Source organism: Streptomyces sp. NPDC052236, assembly GCF_044548015.1.
Taxonomy (GTDB): Bacteria; Actinomycetota; Actinomycetes; order Streptomycetales; family Streptomycetaceae; genus Streptomyces.
This window is the reverse complement of the sequence record NZ_JBIUBL010000008.1, coordinates 115780-137246: the sequence shown is the minus strand read 5'-3', so window position 1 is coordinate 137246 and position 21467 is coordinate 115780. Positions and strand designations below refer to the sequence as shown.

Annotated in this window: 15 protein-coding genes; 6 read left to right on the top strand and 9 right to left on the bottom strand. The window is 71.2% G+C overall.

Annotation, left to right across the window (positions count from 1 at the left end):
• Nucleotides 1–35 precede the first annotated feature (35 nt).
• The 4 genes from ACIHCQ_RS15905 to ACIHCQ_RS15890 all read left to right on the top strand — a co-directional run bounded on the left by ACIHCQ_RS15905 (nt 36) and on the right by ACIHCQ_RS15890 (nt 5876).
• Nucleotides 36–1496 carry an SWIM zinc finger family protein gene (locus ACIHCQ_RS15905; protein ID WP_399662271.1) on the top strand — a complete coding sequence of 487 codons (1461 nt, stop codon included), beginning with the start codon at nt 36–38 and terminating at the stop codon, nt 1494–1496.
• The gene (locus ACIHCQ_RS15900; RefSeq protein WP_399662269.1) at nt 1493–3439 is read left to right on the top strand and encodes a DUF6493 family protein; all 1947 of its coding nucleotides are present in this window, start codon (nt 1493–1495) and stop codon (nt 3437–3439) included. Before ACIHCQ_RS15905 ends, ACIHCQ_RS15900 begins: the two co-directional genes overlap by 4 nt.
• On the top strand, nt 3391–4323 hold the full coding sequence (locus ACIHCQ_RS15895; protein WP_399662267.1) for a hypothetical protein: 933 nt from the start codon (nt 3391–3393) through the stop codon (nt 4321–4323). Before ACIHCQ_RS15900 ends, ACIHCQ_RS15895 begins: the two co-directional genes overlap by 49 nt.
• Before the next feature lie 77 nt (nt 4324–4400).
• The gene (locus ACIHCQ_RS15890; protein ID WP_399662265.1) at nt 4401–5876 is read left to right on the top strand and encodes a GNAT family N-acetyltransferase; all 1476 of its coding nucleotides are present in this window, start codon (nt 4401–4403) and stop codon (nt 5874–5876) included.
• Here the strand turns inward: ACIHCQ_RS15890 and ACIHCQ_RS15885 are convergent.
• Nucleotides 5761–7029, bottom strand: a complete 1269-nt coding sequence (locus ACIHCQ_RS15885; protein ID WP_399662263.1) for a trans-sulfuration enzyme family protein — start codon at nt 7027–7029, stop codon at nt 5761–5763. The genes ACIHCQ_RS15890 and ACIHCQ_RS15885 overlap by 116 nt on opposite strands.
• Before the next feature lie 59 nt (nt 7030–7088).
• Between ACIHCQ_RS15885 and ACIHCQ_RS15880 the strand changes: the two genes are divergently transcribed.
• Together ACIHCQ_RS15880 and ACIHCQ_RS15875 are read left to right on the top strand one after the other, a co-directional pair.
• A complete protein-coding gene (locus tag ACIHCQ_RS15880) occupies nt 7089–7601 on the top strand; it encodes an Lrp/AsnC family transcriptional regulator (protein ID WP_399662261.1) in 513 nt (170 codons plus the stop codon).
• 33 nt (nt 7602–7634) lie between these two features.
• Nucleotides 7635–9317, top strand: a complete 1683-nt coding sequence (locus ACIHCQ_RS15875) for a DUF885 domain-containing protein (RefSeq protein WP_399662259.1) — start codon at nt 7635–7637, stop codon at nt 9315–9317.
• A 26-nt stretch (nt 9318–9343) separates the two neighbouring features.
• On the opposite strand, the gene ACIHCQ_RS15870 is transcribed toward ACIHCQ_RS15875, so the two are convergent.
• The 8 genes from ACIHCQ_RS15870 to ACIHCQ_RS15835 all read right to left on the bottom strand — a co-directional run bounded on the left by ACIHCQ_RS15870 (nt 9344) and on the right by ACIHCQ_RS15835 (nt 21456).
• Complete coding sequence (locus ACIHCQ_RS15870; protein WP_399662257.1) at nt 9344–12754, bottom strand: AAA family ATPase; 3411 nt, start codon at nt 12752–12754, stop codon at nt 9344–9346.
• Nucleotides 12751–13917, bottom strand: a complete 1167-nt coding sequence (locus ACIHCQ_RS15865; protein ID WP_399662255.1) for an exonuclease SbcCD subunit D — start codon at nt 13915–13917, stop codon at nt 12751–12753. Before ACIHCQ_RS15865 ends, ACIHCQ_RS15870 begins: the two co-directional genes overlap by 4 nt.
• 69 nt (nt 13918–13986) lie before the next feature.
• Complete coding sequence (locus tag ACIHCQ_RS15860) at nt 13987–14613, bottom strand: YigZ family protein (protein ID WP_399662254.1); 627 nt, start codon at nt 14611–14613, stop codon at nt 13987–13989.
• 113 nt (nt 14614–14726) lie between these two features.
• Nucleotides 14727–15671, bottom strand: a complete 945-nt coding sequence (locus tag ACIHCQ_RS15855; RefSeq protein ID WP_399662252.1) for an LAETG motif-containing sortase-dependent surface protein — start codon at nt 15669–15671, stop codon at nt 14727–14729.
• A 358-nt stretch (nt 15672–16029) separates the two neighbouring features.
• A complete protein-coding gene (locus ACIHCQ_RS15850) occupies nt 16030–18759 on the bottom strand; it encodes a Tat pathway signal sequence domain protein (protein ID WP_399662250.1) in 2730 nt (909 codons plus the stop codon).
• 135 nt (nt 18760–18894) lie between these two features.
• Nucleotides 18895–19452: a hypothetical protein gene (locus ACIHCQ_RS15845; RefSeq protein WP_399662586.1), complete on the bottom strand. Its 558-nt coding sequence runs from the start codon at nt 19450–19452 to the stop codon at nt 18895–18897.
• A gap of 76 nt (nt 19453–19528) precedes the next feature.
• Nucleotides 19529–20461, bottom strand: a complete 933-nt coding sequence (locus tag ACIHCQ_RS15840) for a carbohydrate ABC transporter permease (protein ID WP_399662248.1) — start codon at nt 20459–20461, stop codon at nt 19529–19531.
• Entirely contained in the window at nt 20458–21456 is a 999-nt protein-coding gene (locus ACIHCQ_RS15835) for a carbohydrate ABC transporter permease (RefSeq protein WP_399662246.1), read from the bottom strand. Before ACIHCQ_RS15835 ends, ACIHCQ_RS15840 begins: the two co-directional genes overlap by 4 nt.
• Nucleotides 21457–21467: the final 11 nt, after the last annotated feature.

Below are 21467 nucleotides of genomic sequence, written 5' to 3'. Positions count from 1 at the left end.
CGTGATTGTCAGTGGTGGGTTCTACGGTGTTTTCCATGACGCGATCAGTGCAGGCGCTCGCCTATTCCCGACCCTCCGCCCTGGAGTCCGTCCAGGGCGGATTCCACCTCGGCCTGGAGACTTCGGGCGGTCTCACACCGACGGGCGTCCAGGACCACCCTCACTTCTTCTCGGGCTTCCTGACCTCGCCTCAGACGGCGGCGCGGGGGCTGCTGGCGGTGGCCGATGTGGCCGCGGCCCGCTATTTCGACCGCAGTCCGCGCCCGCTGCTCGACCCGGTGGTGACGGGGAACGGCGACCGGCTGCGGTTCGAGTCCTTCTCCGGCTGCTGCGGGGTGTACGCACGGCTCGATGTGTTGCGGGAGGGGCTCGACGGCGCGGACACAGGTCATGGCACGACCAATGTGGATGTCAACAATCCGCTGCGCGAGGCCCTGTCCCGGCTGACCGGCGACGATCCGCTCCATCTGCGCGTGGGATCGGACGAGTTGGCGGTCACCACGCTCGAAGGGTCGGTGGTGGAGAAGAAAGTCGCGCTGCCGGACCGCTGGCTGCGCGGGTTCGCCGAGGCGCAGGTGGCGAGCGTGGGGTTCGAGCTGCGGGCGGAGTTGTCCGCCGCGGAGGCGGTGCGTTTCCTGCGCTCGCTCCCGCGCGGGTCGGGCAGTGCCTCCAGGGGCGCGATGTGGGTGGTGCCTGCCGGGAAGACACTGCGGCCGACGACCAGGCCGGTGCCGGGAGCCGTCTGTCTGCCGGGGCCCGAGCGGCTGGGGGCGCTCCAGCGGGTGCTGCGGCAGGCGACCGCGCTGAAGGTGTACGGACCAGTGGGTCACGGGGCCGCGACCGCGAGCGCCTGGGAGGCGGTACTGCCCGGGATGCGGCTCACTCTCACCCTCTCCCCCGAGGCGTCGCGCGGCTTCTCGGGCGAGGGCGGGGTGCTGGAGGCGCTGGCCACGGACGAGGCCGCTGAGGACGCCGAGCTGGTTTCGGTGCTGCTGGCATGGGAGCCGAGGATCGACCCCGCCGACCTGGCGGCGCAGGCCGGGCTGACGGTGGAGCGGGTGAGGGCGGCGCTGACCAGGCTCGGTACGGCGGGCCGGGTGGGGTACGACATCGCGGACGCCGCGTACTTCCACCGGGAGCTGCCGTACGACGCCGATCGCGCGGAACGGCACAATCCGCGCCTGGTGGCCGCCCGGAACCTCGTCGCGGCCGGGGCCGTCGAACTGGCCGGTGACCTGGCGTCGGTCACGTCGGGGCAGCGCCGGTACCGGGTACGGCAGTCGGGCGGGGTGCTGAGCTGCACCTGCACCTGGTGGGCGGACTACCAGGGGCGGCGCGGGCCGTGCAAACACGCGCTGGCCGTCCGCATGGTGCGGCGCGGCGCGGGCGCGGCAGGCGGCCCGCATGCCGACCTGACGACCGGCATAACGACTGATGTGACCACCGACCTGACGACCGACGAGATGACTGATCTGGCCGCCGGAGGCCCGCGATGACAGAGCTGCTCGACGCCGTCCGCAAGGGACGCGCCCAAGACGTACCAGGGCTGCTGAAGCCCCTCACACCGGCCGAACGCAAGGCATGTCTCGCGGAGTTGAAGGCCCTGCGTACGGAAGTGCGCGGCTGGGGCTGGGATCGCTGGCAGGAGCGCTCCCAGGTTCAGCGGGCGCTGCTGCCGGCGGGCGCGGGCTGCCACACGGGCGCCGCGGCCGTAGCCGCCTGGATCGGCGCCCGGGATCTTCGCGACGGCGGCCGTCCGCTGCACAAGGTGCTCATCGACCTGCTGGCGGACCGGGATCCCGACTGGCTCGCCGATGTGGCGCACCGGCTCGCCGGGCGGCCCTCGACCGTGCAGGAGGACTATCCCCTGATTCAGGAGCTGGTGCGGCTGTCGAAGTGCCCGGTGCCCACAACGGACGGCTATGTGTACGGGTGGGCGGAAGCGGTCTCCCTGGCGCGGGGCAAGGGGCTCGGCAGGCTGCGCGAGGACCCGGAAGTCCGGATCCTGGCACTGCGGCTGTTCGAGACCCCGGCCCTGGCCAATACGCTCACCTGGTACGCGGATCCTGACGCGCCGGACCACTGGCCGTCGGCGCTCAGCAACCTGGCCACGGAGGGGGTACTCGACCGGTCGGTGCTGGTGGACGCCTGTGTCCGCCGGATTCTGCGCGGCGGGCGGCCGGGCGAGATGCGGTTCTTCCTGATCGTGCTCCGCAGGCTCGGGCTCACTCCGGCGGAGGAGAGCGCCAGGATCTCCGACTGGATCGGTATGGCGTCCGACGGGACGTCGACGGTCGCCGCTCACGCGCAGAGCGTGCTGGCCCGGCTCGCCGAGAGCGGCGAGCTGCCCGCGCGGCGCCTGGCCGAGGTGTCGGCCGCCGTTCTCTTCCGTACCGAGAAGAAGCTGGTTCGGGCTCAACTGGTGCTGCTCGGGAAGGTGCTGCGGCGCGGCGACGCGGAGGTGGCCGGTGAGCTGCTGCCGGTGGTCGCCGAGGCGTTCGGCCACGAGGACGTGGAGGTACAGGAACGCGCGCTGAAGCTGGTGGGCCGGTATCTGCCCGAGGGACCCACCGAGGACGCGGCCAAAAGACCCGTCGAGTGGCCAGACGGCACGCTGCGGGAGCGACTGGCCGAGTCCGCCGCGATGCTGAGCCCGTCGCTCCGGGCAGCCGCCGCCGAAATCTTCCCCACCCTGCCGGACGATGGACCCCCCGATGCGTACGAGGAGTTCCTGCCGCCCGTCCCCGAGCTGAAGCGGCTGGCCCCGGCCGTGGATTCCGTCGCCGAACTCGTCGAGGACGTGGTGGTCCTGACCCGCGCCGGCGAGGAGGTGGGCGGCGGGGACGTGACCGATTCCGAACGCACCCTGGACGGTCTGGTCCGGCTCGCCCACCGGGAGCCAACGGCTCTCGCCGAGGCGCTGCGCGGCGCGCTGGCCACCCGCTGGTGGCTCAGCGACTCACTGTGCACCGACCCCGACCAGCGCTTCTCCGCGCATCCGTACGGAGTGGAGGTGGTGGCCGCCGCCCTGCTGGAGAGGGTGTCCGTCACGGCCCTCCACAACCTCCGGGTGCGCGGCACCTCGTCGGGGACCTGCGCCCACACGAGACTCATCGCCGTCGTCAACGCCCGGCTGTGGGAAATCGCCTTCCACGTCCGCACCCGGCCACTGCCGTTCCTGCTGGCCACCCCCACCTGGCACACCGGCGCGCTGGACCCGCAGGAGCTGGTCGAGCGCTGCGCGAGTACCAGCGGCTCGGGGTCGTCCCCGCGCCGGTGGACTTCGCGCAGGCGCTCCTGCGCGTGCCGCGGGGCGGGGCCGACTGCGTATGGGGCTCGGCGGCTACTGCTGCCGCCGAGCTCGGCACCGCGGAAGGCGACCGCCTCGCCGTGTGGCTCGCCGGAGAGGGTCCGGGCCTGCCTGGGCTGCGCGTCGTAGCCGAGACAGCGGCTGAGACAGCGGCTCAGGCCGAGGCTGAGGCCGAGACGCCGGAGCCCGCGCACGGACGGTGGCTCGGGTCTGCCGGCACCACGCGGCGGCTGCTGACCGAGGCCAGGCAACAGCTGGCGATACGGCGGGAGTTCCCGCGGTCACTCCACTGGCTGGGCCAGTCACAGGCCTCGTCGCACCGGGGCTGTTTCCACTGGGCGGCCGGGCAGCAGCACTGGCCGGCCGTCGTGCCGCACGACCGCGAGACGGTGGCCGCGTGGCTGCTGCCCAGTGCGCGGGGCTGCGCGGACAGCGATCTGCGCGGCGGCACCTGGTATCTGCCGCTGCTGGCGGAGGCCGCCGCACCAGCCGAGACGACCGGTACGGCCGAGACGAGCGGTACCGCCGGGCCCATGCTGCACCGGGGGCTGGCCATGGGCCTCGGAGCCGCGCACGCCGACGACCGGCTGGCCGCGGTGGACGCCCTGCTCGTGCTGGCCGCCCGTGGCCGGCTGGACGGCGGACTTCTCGGCCGGGAGCTGGCCGAGCTGGTCCGGCTGGGCACGGTGAAGCCCAGCCGGCTGGCCGAGTCCGTCCGTACGACGGCCGCGACCGGCGCGTACGCCACGACCTGGTCCGTGCTCGCCGACGCGCTGCCCGGTCTGCTCGCCGCGCAGACGCCACCACGCGGGCTCGGAGACGTACTGGCCGTGGCCGCCGACTGTGTCGAGCGCTGCGGGCCGGCACCGACAGAAGCGGAGATACCCGGGCTCGCGGCCCTCGCCGGGCGCGGCGGCTCGTCCCGGCTGGTCGCCGCCGCGTCCCGGCTGATGGCCGCATTGCAACAGGGAGGTGAACATTCCACGCCAAATACGGCAGAAAATATCCAATAACGGCCCAGATTTAGGCCTTAACCCGGCAGTCACAAAGCGTTCGTGATCACGCAACACCCTTCCGTCACAGTGAAGACATGACAGATGTGACTTCCGCGAAGAGTGCCCGTCGTCCGCACCACTGGCGGCGAGATCTCATCGAGCTGGCAGCCTTGTTCACCGCCGTCGCCGTGGCCGACGCCGTCGCGAACCTGATCGGGCACGGGCCCAACGGCCCGTTCCTGCTGGTCGCCTCGGCCGTGATCCTCGTCGCCACCGCGACCTTCCACACCTGGTGGGCACGCCACCACAGCCATGCCCCTCCGGCGGGCAGCCCGGATACCACCGATACGACTGGAGTTGACGCAACAGGAGATCAGAACGGCAACAGCGACGGCAGCGGCAACAGCAACCTCAACAGCACCCTGCTCGAAACCACGCTGTGGCGGATGCGTACCACCGTGCAGGACACGCCCGGCAGCCTCGCCGCGCTCTGCACCACGCTCGCCCGGCACCGGGTCGACATACTGACCCTCCAGACCCACCCGCTCGCCAACGGCACGGTCGACGAGTTCCTGCTGCGCGCCCCCGCGTCGCTCCAGGCCCAGCAGCTCACCAGGGAGGTCTCTGCGGCCGGTGGCAGCAGCACCTGGATCGAGCGCGCCGACGCCCACGATCTGGTCGACGCCCCCACTCGGATCCTCGGCCTCGCCACCCGTACGGCCCTGGACGCGGCCGAACTGCCGCTGGCGCTGCGCCAGCTGCTCGGCCGCTGCACCATCCACTCACTGCCCGCCGTCTCGCCGACCGGCCGGCCCAACGGCGACGCCCCGCCGGTGGAAGGCGTACTGGAAGACACAGTGATGCGGCTGCGCGACCCGAACGGCGGCGCCATCACCGTCGAGCGGCCGTATCTCCCCTTCACGCCCACCGAGTTCGCCCGGGCCCGTGCCCTGGTCGAGCTCGACGCCCGCCTCGGCCCCCGCGTCCCGCGCAGCCAGGACGTGCTCACCCTCCCCGAGGGCAATGCGATCACCGTGCGCCGCGCCGACCAGGGCGACGTCGACGCCGCGCTGGCCATGCACGAGCGCTGCTCCGAGCGCACCCTGAACCTGCGCTACCACGGCCCGGTCGGCGACGCCGACCGCTACCTCAACCACCTGCTCTCGCCGCGCTTCGGCCGCACCCTCGCCGTCCAGACCGCCTCCGGCCGGCTCGTCGCCCTCGGCCATCTGCTGTGGGACGGCGACGAGACCGAGGTGGCGCTGCTCGTCGAGGACGACTGGCAGCGCCGGGGCATCGGCTCGGAGCTGCTCAGCCGGCTGGTCGGCCTCGCCGGCGAGGCGGGCTGCGGCAGCGTCTACGCCGTCACCCACTCCTCCAACACCGCGATGGTGGCCGCCATGCGCGGCCTCGGGCTGCCCCTCGACTACCAGATAGAGGAAGGCACGCTGGTCGTCACCGCACGACTGGACGCGGCTCCCGCACGCCCGCTGCCGACTCCCGTACGCCCGCTCCCGGCTCCCGTACGCCCGCTGCCCCACCAGCGCGAGCAGGCTGAGCGCCGAGCCTGAGCGGCTCCAGCGGCTCCAGCGCCTCGGTCAGATCACGCCACAGGTCCTCGACGTCCTCCAGCCCGACCGACATCCGCAGCAGCCGGTCGCTGACGCCCGCCGAATGTCTGTCTCCCTCAGCCACAATGCGGTGGCTGATGGAGGCCGGATGCTGGATCAGGCTGTCGACACTGCCGAGACTGACCGCCGGCGTGATCAGCCGTACGGCCGAGATCACCCGGTGCGGGTCCCCGTACACCTCGAAGGACACCATCGCCCCGCCCAGCCGCGGATAGTGCACCCGGGCGACGCGCGGGTCGGCGGCCAGCCGCCGGGCCAGTTCGGCGGCGGAGGCTGACGCGGCCCGGACCCGTACCGGCAGCGTGGACAACCCGCGCAGCAGCAGATATCCGGCCATCGGATGCAGTACGCCGCCCGTCGCGAAGCGCACCTGCCGCAGTCGGCAGGCGAACTCCTCGTCGCAGGCCACCACCCCGCCCATCACATCGCCGTGCCCGCCGAGATACTTGGTCGCGCTGTGCAGCACGATCCGCGCCCCGTGCTCCACGGGGCGCTGGAGCACGGGAGTGGCGAAGGTGTTGTCGACCAGCAGCGGCACGGCCCCGCTGGCGTGGCGGACGGCGCGCAGATCGACCTCAGCGAGCGTCGGGTTGGCGGGCGTCTCCACCATCACCAGACCCGTGTCGGGCCGGATCGCGTCCGCGATGCCCGCCGGATCGGTCCAGGTCACCTCGGTCCCGAGCAGCCCGGTGTCGAGGAGATGGTCGCTGCATCCGTACATCGGCCGGACGGCGACCACATGGCGCAGTCCCATGCTCGCCCGTACCAGCAGTACGGCGGTGAGCGCCGCCATCCCGCTGGCGAAGGCCACCGCGCTCTCGGCCCCTTCGAGCCGGGCCAGGGCTGTCTCGAAACGTGCCGTGGTCGGGTTGTCGAGCCGGGCGTAGACGGGCGGTCCCTCCAGCCGCGCGCCGGTGGCGGCGAAGCCGTCGATGCGGGCGGCCTCCCCGGCGGAGTCGTACGACGGGTAGGTGGTGGACAGGTCCAGCGGCGGGGCATGCAGGCCGAGCTGCGCGAGGTCCTCGCGTCCGGCGTGTACGGCTTCGGTGGCCAGGGCCCGGGGTACGGGGGTGGCCGACGCTGCGTTCTCCATGCCCGGACTGTGAACAGTTTCCGGGAAGGGTTGGATGTGGCCCGTGTTACGTTCGGTAAATGGCTGAATCAATCGCACTGGACACGGTGGACCTGCACATACTCCGCCTTCTCCAGAACGATGCCCGGACCACTTATCGCGAGCTGGCGGCGGAGGTCGGAGTGGCTCCGTCTACCTGCCTCGACCGGGTGACGCGGCTGCGCCGCTCCGGTGTGATCCTCGGGCACCGGCTGTCCCTGGACCCCGCGCGGCTGGGGCGCGGGCTGCAAGCGCTCCTCTCGGTGCAGGTCCGGCCGCACCGGCGCGAACTGATCGGTCCGTTCGTGGAGCGGATCCGCGCGCTGCCCGAGTCCCGGGCGCTGTTCCATCTCACCGGCCCGGACGACTATCTGGTGCATGTGGCCGTGGCGGACACGGCCGATCTGCAGCGTCTTGTGGTGGACGAGTTCACTTCGCGGCGAGAAGTCGCCAGAGTCGAGACACGGCTGATCTTCCAGCAGTGGGACTGCGGTCCGCTGCTCCCTCCGTCGCTCCCTCGGTCGCCGAACAGCGCCGGATCCGATGAATCGTGACGCGCGAGGGCTCGCTCGTATCAGGATGTACGCATGCCAGTGAAACCCAGCTACGCGCTGCCCCGTCAGGTCGCCGACCGCTACGTCGACGCGCTCATCCAACTCGATCCGATCACCGGCACACATCTGGGCGTCAAGGAGAGCTCCGGCCTGCTGCCCGACTTCTCCCCCGCCGGGCGGGAGACCGTCGCCGAACTCGCCCGCGAGACACTCGCCAGTCTCGATGACGCCGAGAAACGGCCGGGCGGCGACAGCGACGCGGAACGGCGCTGCGGGCGGTTGCTGCGCGAGCGTCTGACGGCGGAACTCGCCGTCCACGACGCCGACGAGGGACTGCGTACGGTGAGCAATATTCACTCGCCCGTGCACGCGGTACGCGAGGTGTTCGCCGTGACGCCGACGAGCACCGATGAGGACTGGGCTGCCGTCGCGCAGCGGTTGCGGGCCGTGCCCGCGGCGCTGGAGGGGTACCGCGCGTCGCTGGCGCTGGGACTCGAACGGAAGCTGCTGGGCGGCCCGCGTGCCACCCGTACCCATATCGAGCAGCTGACGGACTGGCTCGGCACGGACCGCAGCTGGTTCGAGGATTTCGCGGCGGACGGCCCTGACGCCCTCCGCGCCGAGCTCGACGAGGCGGCCCGCAGCGCGACCGAGGCGCTGGCCGCGCTGCGGGACTGGATGCGCGAGGTCTACGCCCCGGCCGTGGCGGACGCGCCCGACACGGTCGGCCGCGAGCGGTACGCCCGCTGGTCGCGCTACTTCAACGGCACCGACTTCGACCTGAACGAGGCCTACGCGTACGGCTGGTCCGAATACCACCGGCTGCTGGCCGAGATGAAGACCGAGGCCCACAAGATCCTGCCGGGTGCCGGGCCCTGGGAAGCGCTGGCGCACCTCGATGTCCACGGTGAGCACATCGAGGGCGTCGAGGAGGTGCGGGTCTGGCTCCAGAACCTGATGGACGAGGCGATCGGGGCACTGGACGGCACGCACTTCGAACTCGCCGAGCGGGTACGGAAGGTGGAGTCCCGGATCGCTCCGCCGGGCGGCGCGGCGGCACCGTACTACACCGGCCCGTCCGAGGACTTCACCCGGCCCGGCCGCACCTGGCTGCCGACCATGGGCGAAACACGTTTCCCGGTGTACGACCTGGTGTCGACCTGGTACCACGAGGGCGTGCCGGGTCATCATCTCCAGATCGCGCAGTGGGTGCACGTCGCCGACCAGCTCTCCCGCTACCAGGCAACGGTCGGCATCGTCAGCGCCAACGCCGAGGGCTGGGCGCTGTACGCGGAGCGGCTGATGGACGAGCTGGGCTTTCTGCCCGACCCGGAGCGCCGGCTCGGGTATCTGGACGCGCAGATGATGCGGTCGACGCGGGTGATCGTGGATATCGGCATGCATCTGGAGCTGGAGATTCCGGCGGACTCGCCGTTCCACCCGGGCGAGCGCTGGACTCCCGCGCTGGCGCAGGAGTTCTTCGGCCGCCACAGCGGCCGGCCGGCGGACTTCGTGGAGAGCGAGCTGACGCGCTATCTGTCGATGCCCGCGCAGGCCATCGGCTACAAGCTGGGTGAACGGGCGTGGCTGCTCGGCCGGGAGAACGCGCGGAAGGCGCACGGCGACGCCTTCGACCCGAAGGCATGGCACATGGCGGCACTGTCGCAGGGGTCGCTGGGGCTGGACGATCTGGTGGACGAGCTTTCCAAGCTCTGACGCCGTCCGCGACGGGCGGTGCTTCTCTAAGGCGGTGACGCGCGGAGCCGCACCGAGGACCCGTGCCGGTCCTTGACGACCTCCAGCTGTGTGGGGATACGGCGGCGCAGGTCGGCGACATGGCTGACGATGCCGACGCTGCGGTCCCTCTCGCGCAGCGAGTCGAGCACATCGAGGACCTCGTCCAGCGTCTGTTCGTCCAGGCTGCCGAACCCTTCGTCGATGAAGAGCGTGTCCAGCTGTACGCCCCCGGCCTCGTCGGTCACCACATCGGCGAGGCCGAGGGCGAGCGCGAGCGAGGCGAAGAAGGTCTCACCCCCGGAGAGCGTCCCGGTGTCGCGCTCGCTGCCGGTCCAGGCGTCCACGACGTGCAGTCCGAGCCCGGAGCGCTTGCCGCCGACCCGGGCGTCGGAGTGGACCAGGGTGTAGCGGCCCGACGACATGCGCTGAAGCCGTACGGTGGCGGCGGCCGCGACCTGTTCGAGGCGGGCGGCCAGGACGTACGACTCAAGGCGCATCTTGCGTTCGTTGTCGGCGGAGGTGCCGGCGGTGAGCCCGGCGAGCCGTGCCACCCGGTCGTACTCCTCGCGCAGCGGCCCGAGCCGGTCCACCTCGGCGAGGGCGTGCCGGGACAGCCGCGCGAGCTCGGCGCACCGCTCACGGGCGGCGGCAAGCGCGGACGCCGCGTCGCGCAGGGCGCGCTCGGCGGCGTCATGGGCGGCGCGGGCCGCTTCGGGGTCGGCGGCCGGGCGCTCGGCCGCGCCGCGGGTGTCCGCTTCGGCCAGCCGGCCGGCCACCGCGGCGGCCTCGGTCTGCCAGAAGTCGATGCGGTGCTGGAGGTCGCGCTGCTCCGCGTCGCCGAGCAGCGCGGACGCCGCGGCTTGCGGCGTCTCGAACCCGGCGCGGAACGCCGCGTCGGCCAGCCGGTCGTCGGCCTCTTTCAGGCGCTGGGCGGTGACGTCGTACGACCGTACGGCTTCGGCGGCGCCGGTGAGGAGCCGCACCCGGCGCTCCAGCAGCTCGACGCGCTCGGCGACGCTGGCCGCGCCGCCCCGGGCCTGGGCCAGTTCGCGCTCCAGGGCGGTCTGTTCGCGATCGATGGCCTCCCGATGCGAGGTCCGCGCGGCGGCGCGGCGTTCGGCCTGCTGCTGGGCGGCGAGCCGCTCCTCGTACTCCCGCTCGGCGCGGGCGAGCGCTTCGCGGGCGGCGTGCATGCCGGAGGCGGTGGTGTGCGCGCGGGTGTGTTCGCGCTCCAACTGCTGGACGGCGGCGAGCAATTCGGCGACGTCGGGGTCGCGGTCGTCGCCGTCGGCAGCGCCTGTGCGCTGGGCCGCGCGGGCGACGGCGTCCGCCGTTTCGTCGCCGCTGCCGGGCGAGTACGCCCCCTGATCGGGGGCGCCGGCCCCCAACCCTCCCCCTACGCCCTGCGGGCGTGGGGGGAGCCCCAGCGCCTCAATCGCCAGCGGGGCCGGATTTTCCGCGGTCCCGGCACCTTCATGGTCGGGGGTGGCCGCTGCGCGGGGCCTTTCCCCTACCCGCCCTTCCCCGAAACTGGGGCTCCGCCCCAGGCCCCGCGCCTCAATCGCCGGCGAGGCTGGAAGTGCCGGGAGCTCCGGCCCCTCCGGAGCGAGCCGCGCCTCAAACTCCCCCATAGCCTTCGGCATGGGCGGTACCCCCAGCGAGGCCGGCAGGGCAGAAGCAAGCCGCGCCTCGTCACGCGCCGCCGTGAACGCCTCGCCCACCACCGCCAGTTCGCGTGCCGCCTCGGCCTTCGCCTCGCCCGCCCGTGCGTACTCCTCGTACGCCTCCTCCTCCGCCGTACGGTCCACATGCCCGTCCCCGGCTTGGGCGGGCGCAGGGTGCTCCGCCGAGCCGCAGACCGCGCAGGGCCGGCCCGGGACCAGGCCCTCCGCCAGCTCCGCCGCGATGCCCCGCAGTCGGCGTTCCTTGAGGTCGAGCCAGCTTTCGCGCGCGGTGTTGGCCCGCTCGTGGGCCGTACGCAGCAGTTCCCCGGCTTCCTCGGTGCGCGCCGCGAGGCGGTCCCGTTCGCGTGCGGACCGCAGCCTGCGGCGGGCCGGTTCGAGCCGTCCCGCCAGGTGTTCGGCACGGGTAGCGGCCTCCTGGGCGGCCACGATCCGGTCCTGGTGGCCGCGGCGGACGCCGTCCCAGCCCGCCAGCCAGGCCGCCGCCTCCTGGAGGAGGTCGTCGTCCGCGCGCGCCTGGCGGTCCAGGTTCGCGCGCTCGCGGGTGATGTCCGCGCTGCGCCGCTCCGACCGCCGCGCGGCGTCGAGCCCGCCCAGGTCCTGGCGCAGCTTGCGCTCCAGCTCCCCGAGCTGTTCCGCGCCGGCGTCGGCGAGGTCGCGCGGGAGCGAGGCCCTGGCGCGCTCGCGGTCCGCGGCGGCGGTCCTGTGCTCCCGTTCGGCGTCCTCGCGCAGTCTCAGCGCGGGCCCCACCAGTTCTGCCTTGCGGGCCCGCTCAAGTCTGGCCCGCAGCTGCTCCTGTTCGGGGCGGAGCGCCTGAAGCGCCTCGTACCGTTCGCGCGCGTCCTCGTAACGCCGCTGGAGCCTGGCCAGTTCACGTTCGTCGTCCAGGGCGTGGCGGGCGGCGGACTGCCTGTCCTCCGTGGCGGACAGCGCGGACGCGGCGATGTCCAGCGCCTCCCGCGCGCCGGACCGGGCGACGGCGGCCCAGGCGAGAACGGCGGCGGCGAGTCCGGGGTCGCCCGGCTGCTGTGGCGGCAGCGGCCAGTCCCCGGCCGCCGTCGACGCGGCCTGTTCCATCCGGTGGGCGACCGCGAGGAGCCGCTCGTCACCCGCCCGTACCTGCTGCTCGGCGGCGCGCCGCTGGTCGGCGAGGCGCTCTTCGACGGCGGCGAAGCGGCGCGTGTCGAAGAGGCGGCCGAGCAGCTTGCCGCGCGCCTCGGCGTCGGCGCGCAGGAACCGCGCGAAGTCGCCCTGCGGCAACAGCACCACCTGGCAGAACTGGTCGCGGCTCATCCCGAGGAGCTGGCTGATCTCCTCGCCGATCTCCTGGTGCGAGCGGCTCAGCGCCTGCCAGTCGCCGCTCCCGGAGTCGTACTCGCGCAGCCAGCTCTGCGCCTTCTCGGTCGTGAAGCCGCCGCCCCGCTTCTTGGGGCGCGGCTGGGCGGGCCGCCTGGTGAGCTCCAACCGCCGTCCGCCGACGGTCAGTTCCAGCGTGACCTCGGTGTACGTACCGGCCGGGGCGTGGTCGCTGCGCAGGGACGCGCCGGGGCTCTGGCGCGCGCCGGGCACCGCTCCGTACAGCGCGAAGCACACCGCGTCGAGCACGGAGGTCTTGCCCGCGCCGGTCGGGCCGTGGAGGAGGAAGATCCCGGCGGTGGAGAGCGCGTCGAAGTCGACTTCCTGGGCGGAGCCGAACGGGCCGAACGCGGTGACGGTCAGTCGGTGCAGTCTCACCTGGCCACCTCGCGTACGCCGTCGGCCACTCGTACGTCGTCCAAGGCGCCGCGCAGTACGGTGCGTTCCGGCTCGTCGGGGCCGCTGCCGCCGCGCACATGGGCCACGAAGTCCTCGGCGATCTGCTGGTCGCTGCGCCCCTTCAGCCGCTGCGCGTACGAGGCGGCCGGGTCCTCGGCGGAACGCTCGGGCTCGAAGACGAGACTCAGGGTGTACGGGAAACGCTGGGCGAGACGCGCCATCGGCTCGGCGGGGCGCACCGCGTCCGTGAGGGTCGCCTCGATGAAGGACTGCTCGTGTTTCTCCAGCGCCGCGTCGTCGAGCAGGGTGTCGAGGGTGCCGCGCAGCCGGGCGAGGGGCCGCGGCACGGGGCAGTCGACGCGCTCGGCGCTGATCTCGCCCGCCGGGCCGAGGTCGACGATCCAGACGGTCTTGCGGTGGTGGGTTTCCGAGAAGGAGTACGCGAGCGGCGAGCCGGAGTAGCGCACGCGCTCGGTGATGGTCTGGCAGCCGTGCAGATGCCCGAGGGCGGCGTAGTCGACGCCGTGGAACACGCCGGCGGGCACGGCGGAGACGCCGCCGACGGTGATGTCCCGCTCGCTGTCGCTCTCTTCGCCGCCCGCGACGAACGCGTGCGCCAGGACGACGGAACGGGTGCCCTCCGGACGGGTCGCGAGATCGGCCCGTACGCGGTCCATGGCCGCGCCGATGACGGTTTCGTGGCGCGCCTTCTCCGCCTTGAACTCGTCCTTGACCAGCGCGGGTTCGAGGTAGGGCAGCCCGTAACAGGCGACCTCGCCATGGGCGTCGCTGAGCAGTACGGGTATGGCGCACGCCGCCGGATCGGTGCGCAGATGTATTCCGGCGCGCTCGATCAGGCCCGCGCCGACGCCGAGTCTGCGCGCGGAGTCGTGGTTCCCGGAGATCATCACGGTCGGCACGCCCTCGGCGGCGAGCCGGTGCAGCGCCTGGTCGAAGAGCTCGACGGCCGCGAGCGGCGGCACGGCCCGGTCGTACACATCGCCTGCCACCAGCACCGCGTCCACGTCGCGCTCGCGCACCGTCGCCACCAGGTGGTCGAGGAACGCTGCCTGGGCATCGAGCAGGCCGACCCGGTGGAACGACCGTCCCAGGTGCCAGTCCGACGTATGCAGGAATCTCATGATCCCCGAGAGTATCGGTGGGGTCGGACATCACGGTCCGGTTCAGGCACTTCAGGCGCTTCAGGCGCTTCAGACGTCCCCATACGCCTCACCGCCGAGCTTCACCACCGCGGTCCCGGCCGTGGCGTCGGCCAGCCAGGCCCGGAAGGCGCCGAGGTCGGCGTCCGGCAGCCCGAGCTCGAAGGTCACGCCCTCCGCGTACCGCACGGCGCGTACGTCCCGCCCCATGGCCCGCAGATCGTTCTCCAGCTTTCCCGCCCGCAGGTGGTCGACGGTGATGTTGACCAGCCGGAAGCGCCGCCGGGTGAGGGTGCCGACCGCGTCCAGGGCTTCGCCGACCGCTCCGCCGTACGCTCTGATCAGGCCGCCCGCACCGAGTTTGACGCCGCCGTAGTAGCGGGTGACGACAGCGACGACATAACGAACATCGCGCCGCATCAGCATCTGGAGCATGGGCACACCGGCGGTGCCGCCGGGTTCGCCGTCGTCGCTCGCCTTCTGCACGGCCGCCTCGGCGCCGATGACGTACGCGAAGCAGTTGTGGGTGGCGGTGGGGTGCTCCTTGCGGACGCGGGCGACGAAGGCCTGCGCCTCGGCCTCGGTGGCGGCGGGGGCGAGCGCGCAGATGAAGCGCGATCTGCTGACCTCGGTCTCGTGCACGCCCGCGCGGGCGACCGTCCGGTACTGCTCCTGCATATCGGCCACCCTATGCGCTGACAGGAACGCCCCGGTGCGCAGTCGCGCACACCGGGGCGTTCTCGTCCGATCAGGAACGGGTCAGGACCCGGTCAGGACCGATCAGGAGCCAGTCAGGAAGCGGTCCCCGAACGACGGCGTGTGAAGAAGAAGACACCGCCGCCGATCGCCAGCAGCGCGGCCGCGCCGCCCGCGATCGGGACAACGCTGCCGCCACCGGTCTCGGCGAGGTTGCCGGGCGGGGTGGTGGCAGGCGCGGCGGGCGGAGTGGTGGACTCGGACGGAGTGGGGGTCGACGGCGGAGTCGTCGACGTGGAAGGAGTCGGGGTCGGCGACGCCGGAGGTGTCGGAGTGACGGTGGCCGGGGGCGTGGTCGTCGCCGGCGGAGTGGTGGTCGCCGGCGGAGTGGTGGTGGCGGGCGGAGTGGGATCAGTCGGGGGCAGCTTCGTGCAGTCCTTCGTCCCGCCGTTCCACGCCATGATCAGCTTGTCCTTGATGACGGGGCGGTCCGGCCCCTTGGGCAGCTCGCCGTGCTCGAAGCCGTCCTTCTCGTCGAGCTTGCCGTCGTACTTGACCTTGCCGCGGTAGAGGTCGATCTGCGCCCAGCAGCCCGCGTCGGGCACCGCGATGTCGAGCGAGTCGGTGGAGCCCCGCTTGACGGTGACGGTGTCGAAGTCGTGGAAGACCTGCTCACCCGAGGTCTCGAAGTTCGGACCGTACGTACGGTACGAGGCAAGCGAGGCGGTGCAGGTCTCGGCCTTACCGGCGGTACGGACCTTGATGTGGACCTTGCCGTCCTCGGTGGGCTTGAGGTTCTGGTCATCGAGCTTGACCCAGTCGGCGAACTTGACCCCGTCGAGGGAGAACTCGCACTTGTCGGGGGCGGTCGCGGTACCGGCGCCCTGCCCGGACTTGTAGCCGCCGCCCGACTTGCCCCAGCCCTCGCCGCCCGGCGTACCGGACGCCCAGGCGGTCCCCGTACCGGCGGCGGAGAGAGTGAGTGCTACCGCGCCCGCCCCCAGCAGGCTGCGCATGCTGACACGTCTCGCTATGGACATGAAATTCCCATCTTGGTGATGCAACCCGGTCGACGGCAGGCAGCACGGCATGACGAAGTCAGTCGCGGCCGGCCGGTCCGGGAAAATGGTCGAAGAAACACCAGGCGCATCGGTCACATAGGCCACGGTGTGAAACTCATCGTGGATCTACGGTGCGCAGCTGTCAACCAACAAGAGGGCCTAGAAACTTCACGCATCATCACATCTTCATCACAGGAGGAATCTCAAGCTCCAGCACTGCGGGTAAAGCCGGACAACCCCGTCCGCTTCGGCCCCGCCGAAGCGGGTCAGCTCGCACGAGGGGGCGGCCCGCGCAAGTGCGGGCCGCCCCCTGTCCGGACGTGACGAGACGTTGCGATCAGTCGGGGAGCTTGTCACCCACCAGTGCCAGGTTCTGGATCGCGGCGAGGCCGAAGAGAGCCGTCTCGTTCGTGTTGACCCGCAGGTTCTCGTAGCCGGGTTCGAGCACGTCAGGACCCTCCAGCTGCGTCTTGTCCCACACCATTGTCGACGTGTAGCCGTCGCTGTTGTGGAACTTCTGCCAGGCGCGCGCCGCCAGCTTGTCGTCCTTCGTCTGCGCCGCCGCGTACGCGTCCATGCGCGAATGGCCCTGGAACAGCAGCAGGTTGCCGAAGTTGGATCCGTACCGCGCCGCCTGCTCCGTCTTCGTGGCGTTGAAGTAGCGGCAGTAGTCCAGCCAGGCGGTCTTGAACTCCGGGACGTCGATCAGGTCGATCAGCTCCGCGCACATCTCCACCAGGCCGAACATCGCGGAGAGGTGGGAGACGCTGACCACCGGCTTGGGATCGACCGCGAACTTGCCGGTGTCCAGGTCGTAGAGTCCGGACCCCTGGACGAAGCCGTTGGGCTGCGCGCCGATGGTGGCCATCGTGGAGCGCAGTCGGGCCTCCGCCTTGGCCGCCTTCGGTCCCCTGCGTTCCCACTCGGTGAGCCAGGCCCCGGCGAGTCCGCTCCAGTCGGTGCCGAAGCCGATGGACAGGGCGTGCCGGTCGGGCGTGTACGGCTCGGTGCGGATCTTACGGAGCGGGTCGAGCACCAGGAACGTCTCGTCCGAGTCGACAAGAGCGTGCATGATGTCCCCGATCCGCTCGTCCGCGGTCAGGAAGTAGTAGCAGCGGCGGTACACAGCGGTGGAGATACGTTGCTGCTTCGCGCTGTCCGCGAAGTGCTGGACGCCGTGGCGCGTGCCGAGCCCCGCCCACTTGCCGAGGTGGTAGGCGTCGACCTCCCCCGTGTGCCGGGTCATCGCCTCGGCGAAGCGGAAGACGTCGGCCCGGCCAGAGCGCAGATACGCGTACCAGAGCCACAGGTCGGGCGAGAGCTCCGAGTTGTCCCAGGCGTAGCCGCCGACGTCGTACCGCCACTGGTGCCGGTCCGAGTCGTACGTGTGCATGATGTCGCCGTAGTCCCAGAAGCCGTACCAGCGGCGCTGATCGACCTGGTCCTTGTAGTAGGTGAAGAGGAAGTCGAGGTGGTCCTCGATCTTCGCCTTCGCCGGGGTGGAACGGTCGACCGGCGAGAACAGGCCACCGAAGACCCCCGCCCTGCTCAGGTCCTTGGGGCTCGCGGCCAGCTGCGGCAGCGTGCGCGTCGCCGCCGCCTGCTCGACCAGGGTGGCGGCCGTCGGCGTCGCGGCGTTGGCCCAGAACATCAGCTCGCTGGTACGCGCGATGCCGTACGGGGTGCCGAAGCCGGGCTCGTAGTCCTCATACGTGATGTTGAGGCCTTCGATCTGCTCCGGGAACGTGTCCTGGCCCATGCCGTCGTGGTAGAAGCGCAGGTCCATCGGCTGCGCCTCGGGCGACCACAGCCACAGCGTGACCTCGGCCTCGTCGCCCGCCGCGCCCCGGATGTCGAGCTGCGCGGGGTGCTTCTCCCAGAAGTCGCGGAGCCCGAAGGAGAGTCCGCCGCTGACCCCGCCGACGTATCCGAAGCCGCTCGCCCGGCCGCCGCCGCCCGCCGGGATCCAGCCATGGCCCGGCTTGGTGCGCTTGCGCAGGGCGAAGCCGTCGGCCGAGAGCTGGGACAGCGTGTAGTCGCCCCAGGTGGGGATGTACTGGAGCCGGGTGGTGACCCGCTGGTCCCAGGTGGCCGGGTCGGGCAGCTTCTCGCCCTTGACCTGGGCGGTGCGGACCGCCGCGCCGGGGTCGCGGCGCAGGCCTGTGATGCCCTTGACCGCCTCGGTCAGGAAGCCCTTGTCCTCGCCCGCGATGCGGATGTGCCGGTCGTAGGCCTCGTCGCGCATCGGGACGGTGAAGCGGACGCCGAGGCCGCGGATGAAGTCCTTGTTCTGGTCTCCGTCGTACGTGATGGTGTGGACCATACGGAAGGACTCAGCGCCCGCGTAGAAGTACAGGCGGACGCTGAACGGGAGCCAGCTGCGGCTGCCCTTGCGGTGCTTGCCGTCGATGCGCACCACGGCGCGCACCGGACCGGTCTGTTCGACCTTCACCGCGCTGATCTCGCCGTCGAACCGGTCCCACTTGGCGTTCCCGCGGTCGCCGTCGTCCAGATCGCTCTGGCGCAGCAGGACCAGCCGCCCATCCGTGGCGATCTTGGTGGCGCCCCGGGTCACGGACTCGACGAGTTTCTCCCCGTCCTTGGAGATGACCGCCTTGATGACGCCCGTGTCGACAGTGACCTTCCGGCCGGTCTCGGTGACGGTCACCTTCTTCGCCCCGGTGGTGGGCGCTCCGGCGCCGAGCGTGAACTTCTCGGCCCCGGCGGCCTCCGGGCCGACCGCGTGGGCGGTCCACTTGAGGGAGCCGTCCGGCCAGTAGGCGGTGGGCCAGGTCTGTACGGGAACGTCCTTGCCCTCGACGGTGGCGAGAGCGAACGCCGTGTCGGCCGCGTGGGCGCCCTTGGGCCACGGCACGCCGAAGGTGGAGCCGGGGGCCGCGCCGAGGCCGCCGTCCTCCAGCCAGTCGATCGTGACGGGGGCATCGGCGGCGGCGCTTCCGGTCTCCGCCGCGCGGGCGTCGCTCCGGCCGAGCACCCAGCTGAACTGGGAGGCGGCGCCGGCCACGGCCGCCGCCTTGAACAGAGACCTACGGGGGATCGCAGTCATTCTTGTCCCTTCCATGGTGGAGCATGGGCATGAGCATGGGCATGACAGAGCGGCTATTGAGCGGTTCTTGAATTCTTAAGAGGAGTCAAAACTTAAGAGGAGTCAAAAAGTGGGCACTCGGAGGAGGGTGCGGTGTCAGTGGTGCTCGTCGTACCGGCGCTCGACCGCCAGCGCCGCCGCCACCACCACCCCGAGCGCGGGAGCCGCCAGCGGCGCCGCGAACCACGCCGACGCCGCCACCACCGCGATACCGCAGACGAGCGCCAGCGACCCGGCCGGGTCCCGTACCGTACGGCGCACCGCGGCGGGCAGCAGCTCACGCCAGGAGGACCCCGGCCGCCACCGCACCGCCGCCCGCAGACCCGCGACGACAAGGCCGAGGAACGCCAGAACCCCGACCGCGCCGACGAACCGACCCCCGGGCAGCCCCGCCCGTACGACCGTGAGGTCGCCCCACAGCAGCGCGAGCGCCGCCCAGCCGGCCAGCCCGACAAGCCAGCCGCGCCGGACCGCGGCCCGCAGATCCGCCGTGAACTCCCGGCGGCCCGACGGCTCCTGGGCCAGATGGCGCCGCAGATGCGCGGCCCCGGCGGCGACGGCCGCGGGCAGGGTGACCAGCGGCAGCGCCGCCACGGCGATCCACACACCGGTGAGCAGACACTCGGCGAAGACGCCGAAACGCTCCAGGAACATGGATTCTTTACCGGGCTTGCGGGACTTGCGGGACTCCCGGCCCCTCCCCGTAGCGGCGGTGGCGCTCATATCAGCCTCAGCCCTTCAGTCCGGAGGTGGCCATTCCGTCGATCAAGTACCGCTGGAAGGCCAGAAAGAACGCCAGCACAGGCAGCAGCGCCACCAGCGACATCGCGATCATTCCGCCGTAGTTGGCCACACCCTCCTGGTCGACGAACATCTTCAGGCCGAGCGAGACCGTGTACTTCTCCGGTTCGTTGAGATAGATCAACGGGCCCATGAAGTCGTTCCAGGCGTTGATGAAGGTGAAGATCGCGCTGGTGATGAGCGCGGGACGGCACAGCGGGAGCACGATCGACCAGTAGATCCGCAGATGTCCGCAGCCGTCCAGCCGCGCCGCCTCGTCCAGTTCCTTCGGCAGCGTCCGCATGAACTGCATCATCAGAAAGACGAAGAAGGCGTCGATCGCCAGATACTTGCCGAGCAGCAACGGAACGTACGTGTTGATCAGATCCAGCTTCTGGAACAGCACATACTGCGGGATCAGCAGCACGTGGTACGGCAGCAGCAGCGTGCCGATCATCAGCGCGAAGAGGAGATTGCGCCCCGCGAACCTGATCCGGGAGAAGGCGTAGGCCGCCAGCGAGCAGGAGATGAGCACACCCGCCACCGAACCCAGCGCCAGCATGGCGGAGTTGGTGAAGAAGGTGGTGATCGGGATGTCCGCGATGCCCTCGGTCAGCTTGCTGTAGTTCTCTGTGACCGGGTCGGTCGGGAAGAGCTCCAGGCTGCCGATGATCTCGTTGTTCGGTTTGAACGAGCCACCGAGCACCCAGATGACCGGGTAGAGCACCACCGCGAGGACCGCGAGTGATCCGAGGTGCCAGGCGAGCGAACCGGCGGTGCGCCGACGGAAAGCCCCCGCCGTCGAGGACCCCTTGCCAGGGGTGATCGGCACGGTCGGCGCGGTCTTCGTGACGGGCGCGCCCGGTGTTGTCGACGTGCTCATCGCGCGTCCTCCTCATAGTGCACCCAGCGTTTCTGGGACCAGAACAGCACCGCGGTCACCAGGCCGACCGCCAGCAGCAGCATCCATGCCATGGCCGACGCGAAGCCCATCCGGCTGTTCTCGAAGCCCTGCACATAGAGGTAACACGTGTAGACGAGCGTGCCGTCGGCCGGACCGCAGGTGCCGCCCGCGCCGCCGAGGATGTACGCCGAGCCGAAGATCTGGAACGAGTGGATGGTCTCAAGCAGGACGTTGAAGAACAGCACCGGGGAGATCATCGGCAGGGTGATGTTCCAGAACCGCCGCAGCGGTCCGGCGCCGTCGACCTCGGCCGCCTCGTACAGCTCGCGCGGCACCTGCTTCAGACCGGCGAGGAAGATCACCATCGGCGCGCCGAACTGCCAGACGGTGAGCGCCACCAGACTGTAGATGATCCAGTCCGGGTCGCCGGTCCAGCCGCCGACGTCCATGCCGAAGATCTTCTGCGTACGGTCGACGATCGCCTCGTCCGAGAAGATGGCCTTCCAGACGATGGCGATGGAGACGCTCGCGCCGATCAGCGACGGAGCGTAGAACGCGGCGCGGTAGAAAGCCTGTCCCGCGCGGTTCTGGTTGAGCAGCAGGGCCACCGCCAGCGCGGCGGCGAGCTTGAGCGGGGTGCCCACGATCACGTACCACGACGTCAGCTCGACCGAGTGGCGCCACCGCTGGTCACCGAACATCTCGGTGAAGTTGTCGAAACCGATCCACTTCGGGGCGTCGAAGAGGTTGTAATCGGTGAAGGCGAAGTACAGGGACACGGCCATCGGTCCGGCTGTGAGCAGCAGGAACCCCGCGATCCAGGGGGACATGAAGAGATAGCCGGCCAGGTTCTCCCGACGGCGCCGCTGCTTGAGGGCAGGGCTGGGGGAGGAACCTGGGCTGCCGCCGAGCGGCGCCCCCGCCGACTTCGAGGGGGGCGCCGCCGGGGTCCGGACGGGCTGTGCTGGTGTCACCACTGGTCCCA

Bases quoted from the DNA above. Each gene is read 5' to 3' on its own strand.
- ACIHCQ_RS15860 (WP_399662254.1), bottom strand. From the start codon at position 14,613: ATGCAGGAGCAGTACCGGACGGTCGCCCGCGCGGGCGTGCACGAGACC.
- ACIHCQ_RS15880 (WP_399662261.1), top strand. From the start codon at position 7,089: ATGGCTGAATCAATCGCACTGGACACGGTGGACCTGCACATACTCCGC.
- ACIHCQ_RS15845 (WP_399662586.1), bottom strand. From the start codon at position 19,452: ATGTTCCTGGAGCGTTTCGGCGTCTTCGCCGAGTGTCTGCTCACCGGT.
- ACIHCQ_RS15865 (WP_399662255.1), bottom strand. From the start codon at position 13,917: ATGAGATTCCTGCATACGTCGGACTGGCACCTGGGACGGTCGTTCCAC.
- ACIHCQ_RS15855 (WP_399662252.1), bottom strand. From the start codon at position 15,671: ATGTCCATAGCGAGACGTGTCAGCATGCGCAGCCTGCTGGGGGCGGGC.
- ACIHCQ_RS15850 (WP_399662250.1), bottom strand. From the start codon at position 18,759: ATGACTGCGATCCCCCGTAGGTCTCTGTTCAAGGCGGCGGCCGTGGCC.
- ACIHCQ_RS15905 (WP_399662271.1), top strand. From the start codon at position 36: ATGACGCGATCAGTGCAGGCGCTCGCCTATTCCCGACCCTCCGCCCTG.
- ACIHCQ_RS15840 (WP_399662248.1), bottom strand. From the start codon at position 20,461: ATGAGCACGTCGACAACACCGGGCGCGCCCGTCACGAAGACCGCGCCG.
- ACIHCQ_RS15900 (WP_399662269.1), top strand. From the start codon at position 1,493: ATGACAGAGCTGCTCGACGCCGTCCGCAAGGGACGCGCCCAAGACGTA.
- ACIHCQ_RS15890 (WP_399662265.1), top strand. From the start codon at position 4,401: ATGACAGATGTGACTTCCGCGAAGAGTGCCCGTCGTCCGCACCACTGG.
- ACIHCQ_RS15885 (WP_399662263.1), bottom strand. From the start codon at position 7,029: ATGGAGAACGCAGCGTCGGCCACCCCCGTACCCCGGGCCCTGGCCACC.
- ACIHCQ_RS15875 (WP_399662259.1), top strand. From the start codon at position 7,635: ATGCCAGTGAAACCCAGCTACGCGCTGCCCCGTCAGGTCGCCGACCGC.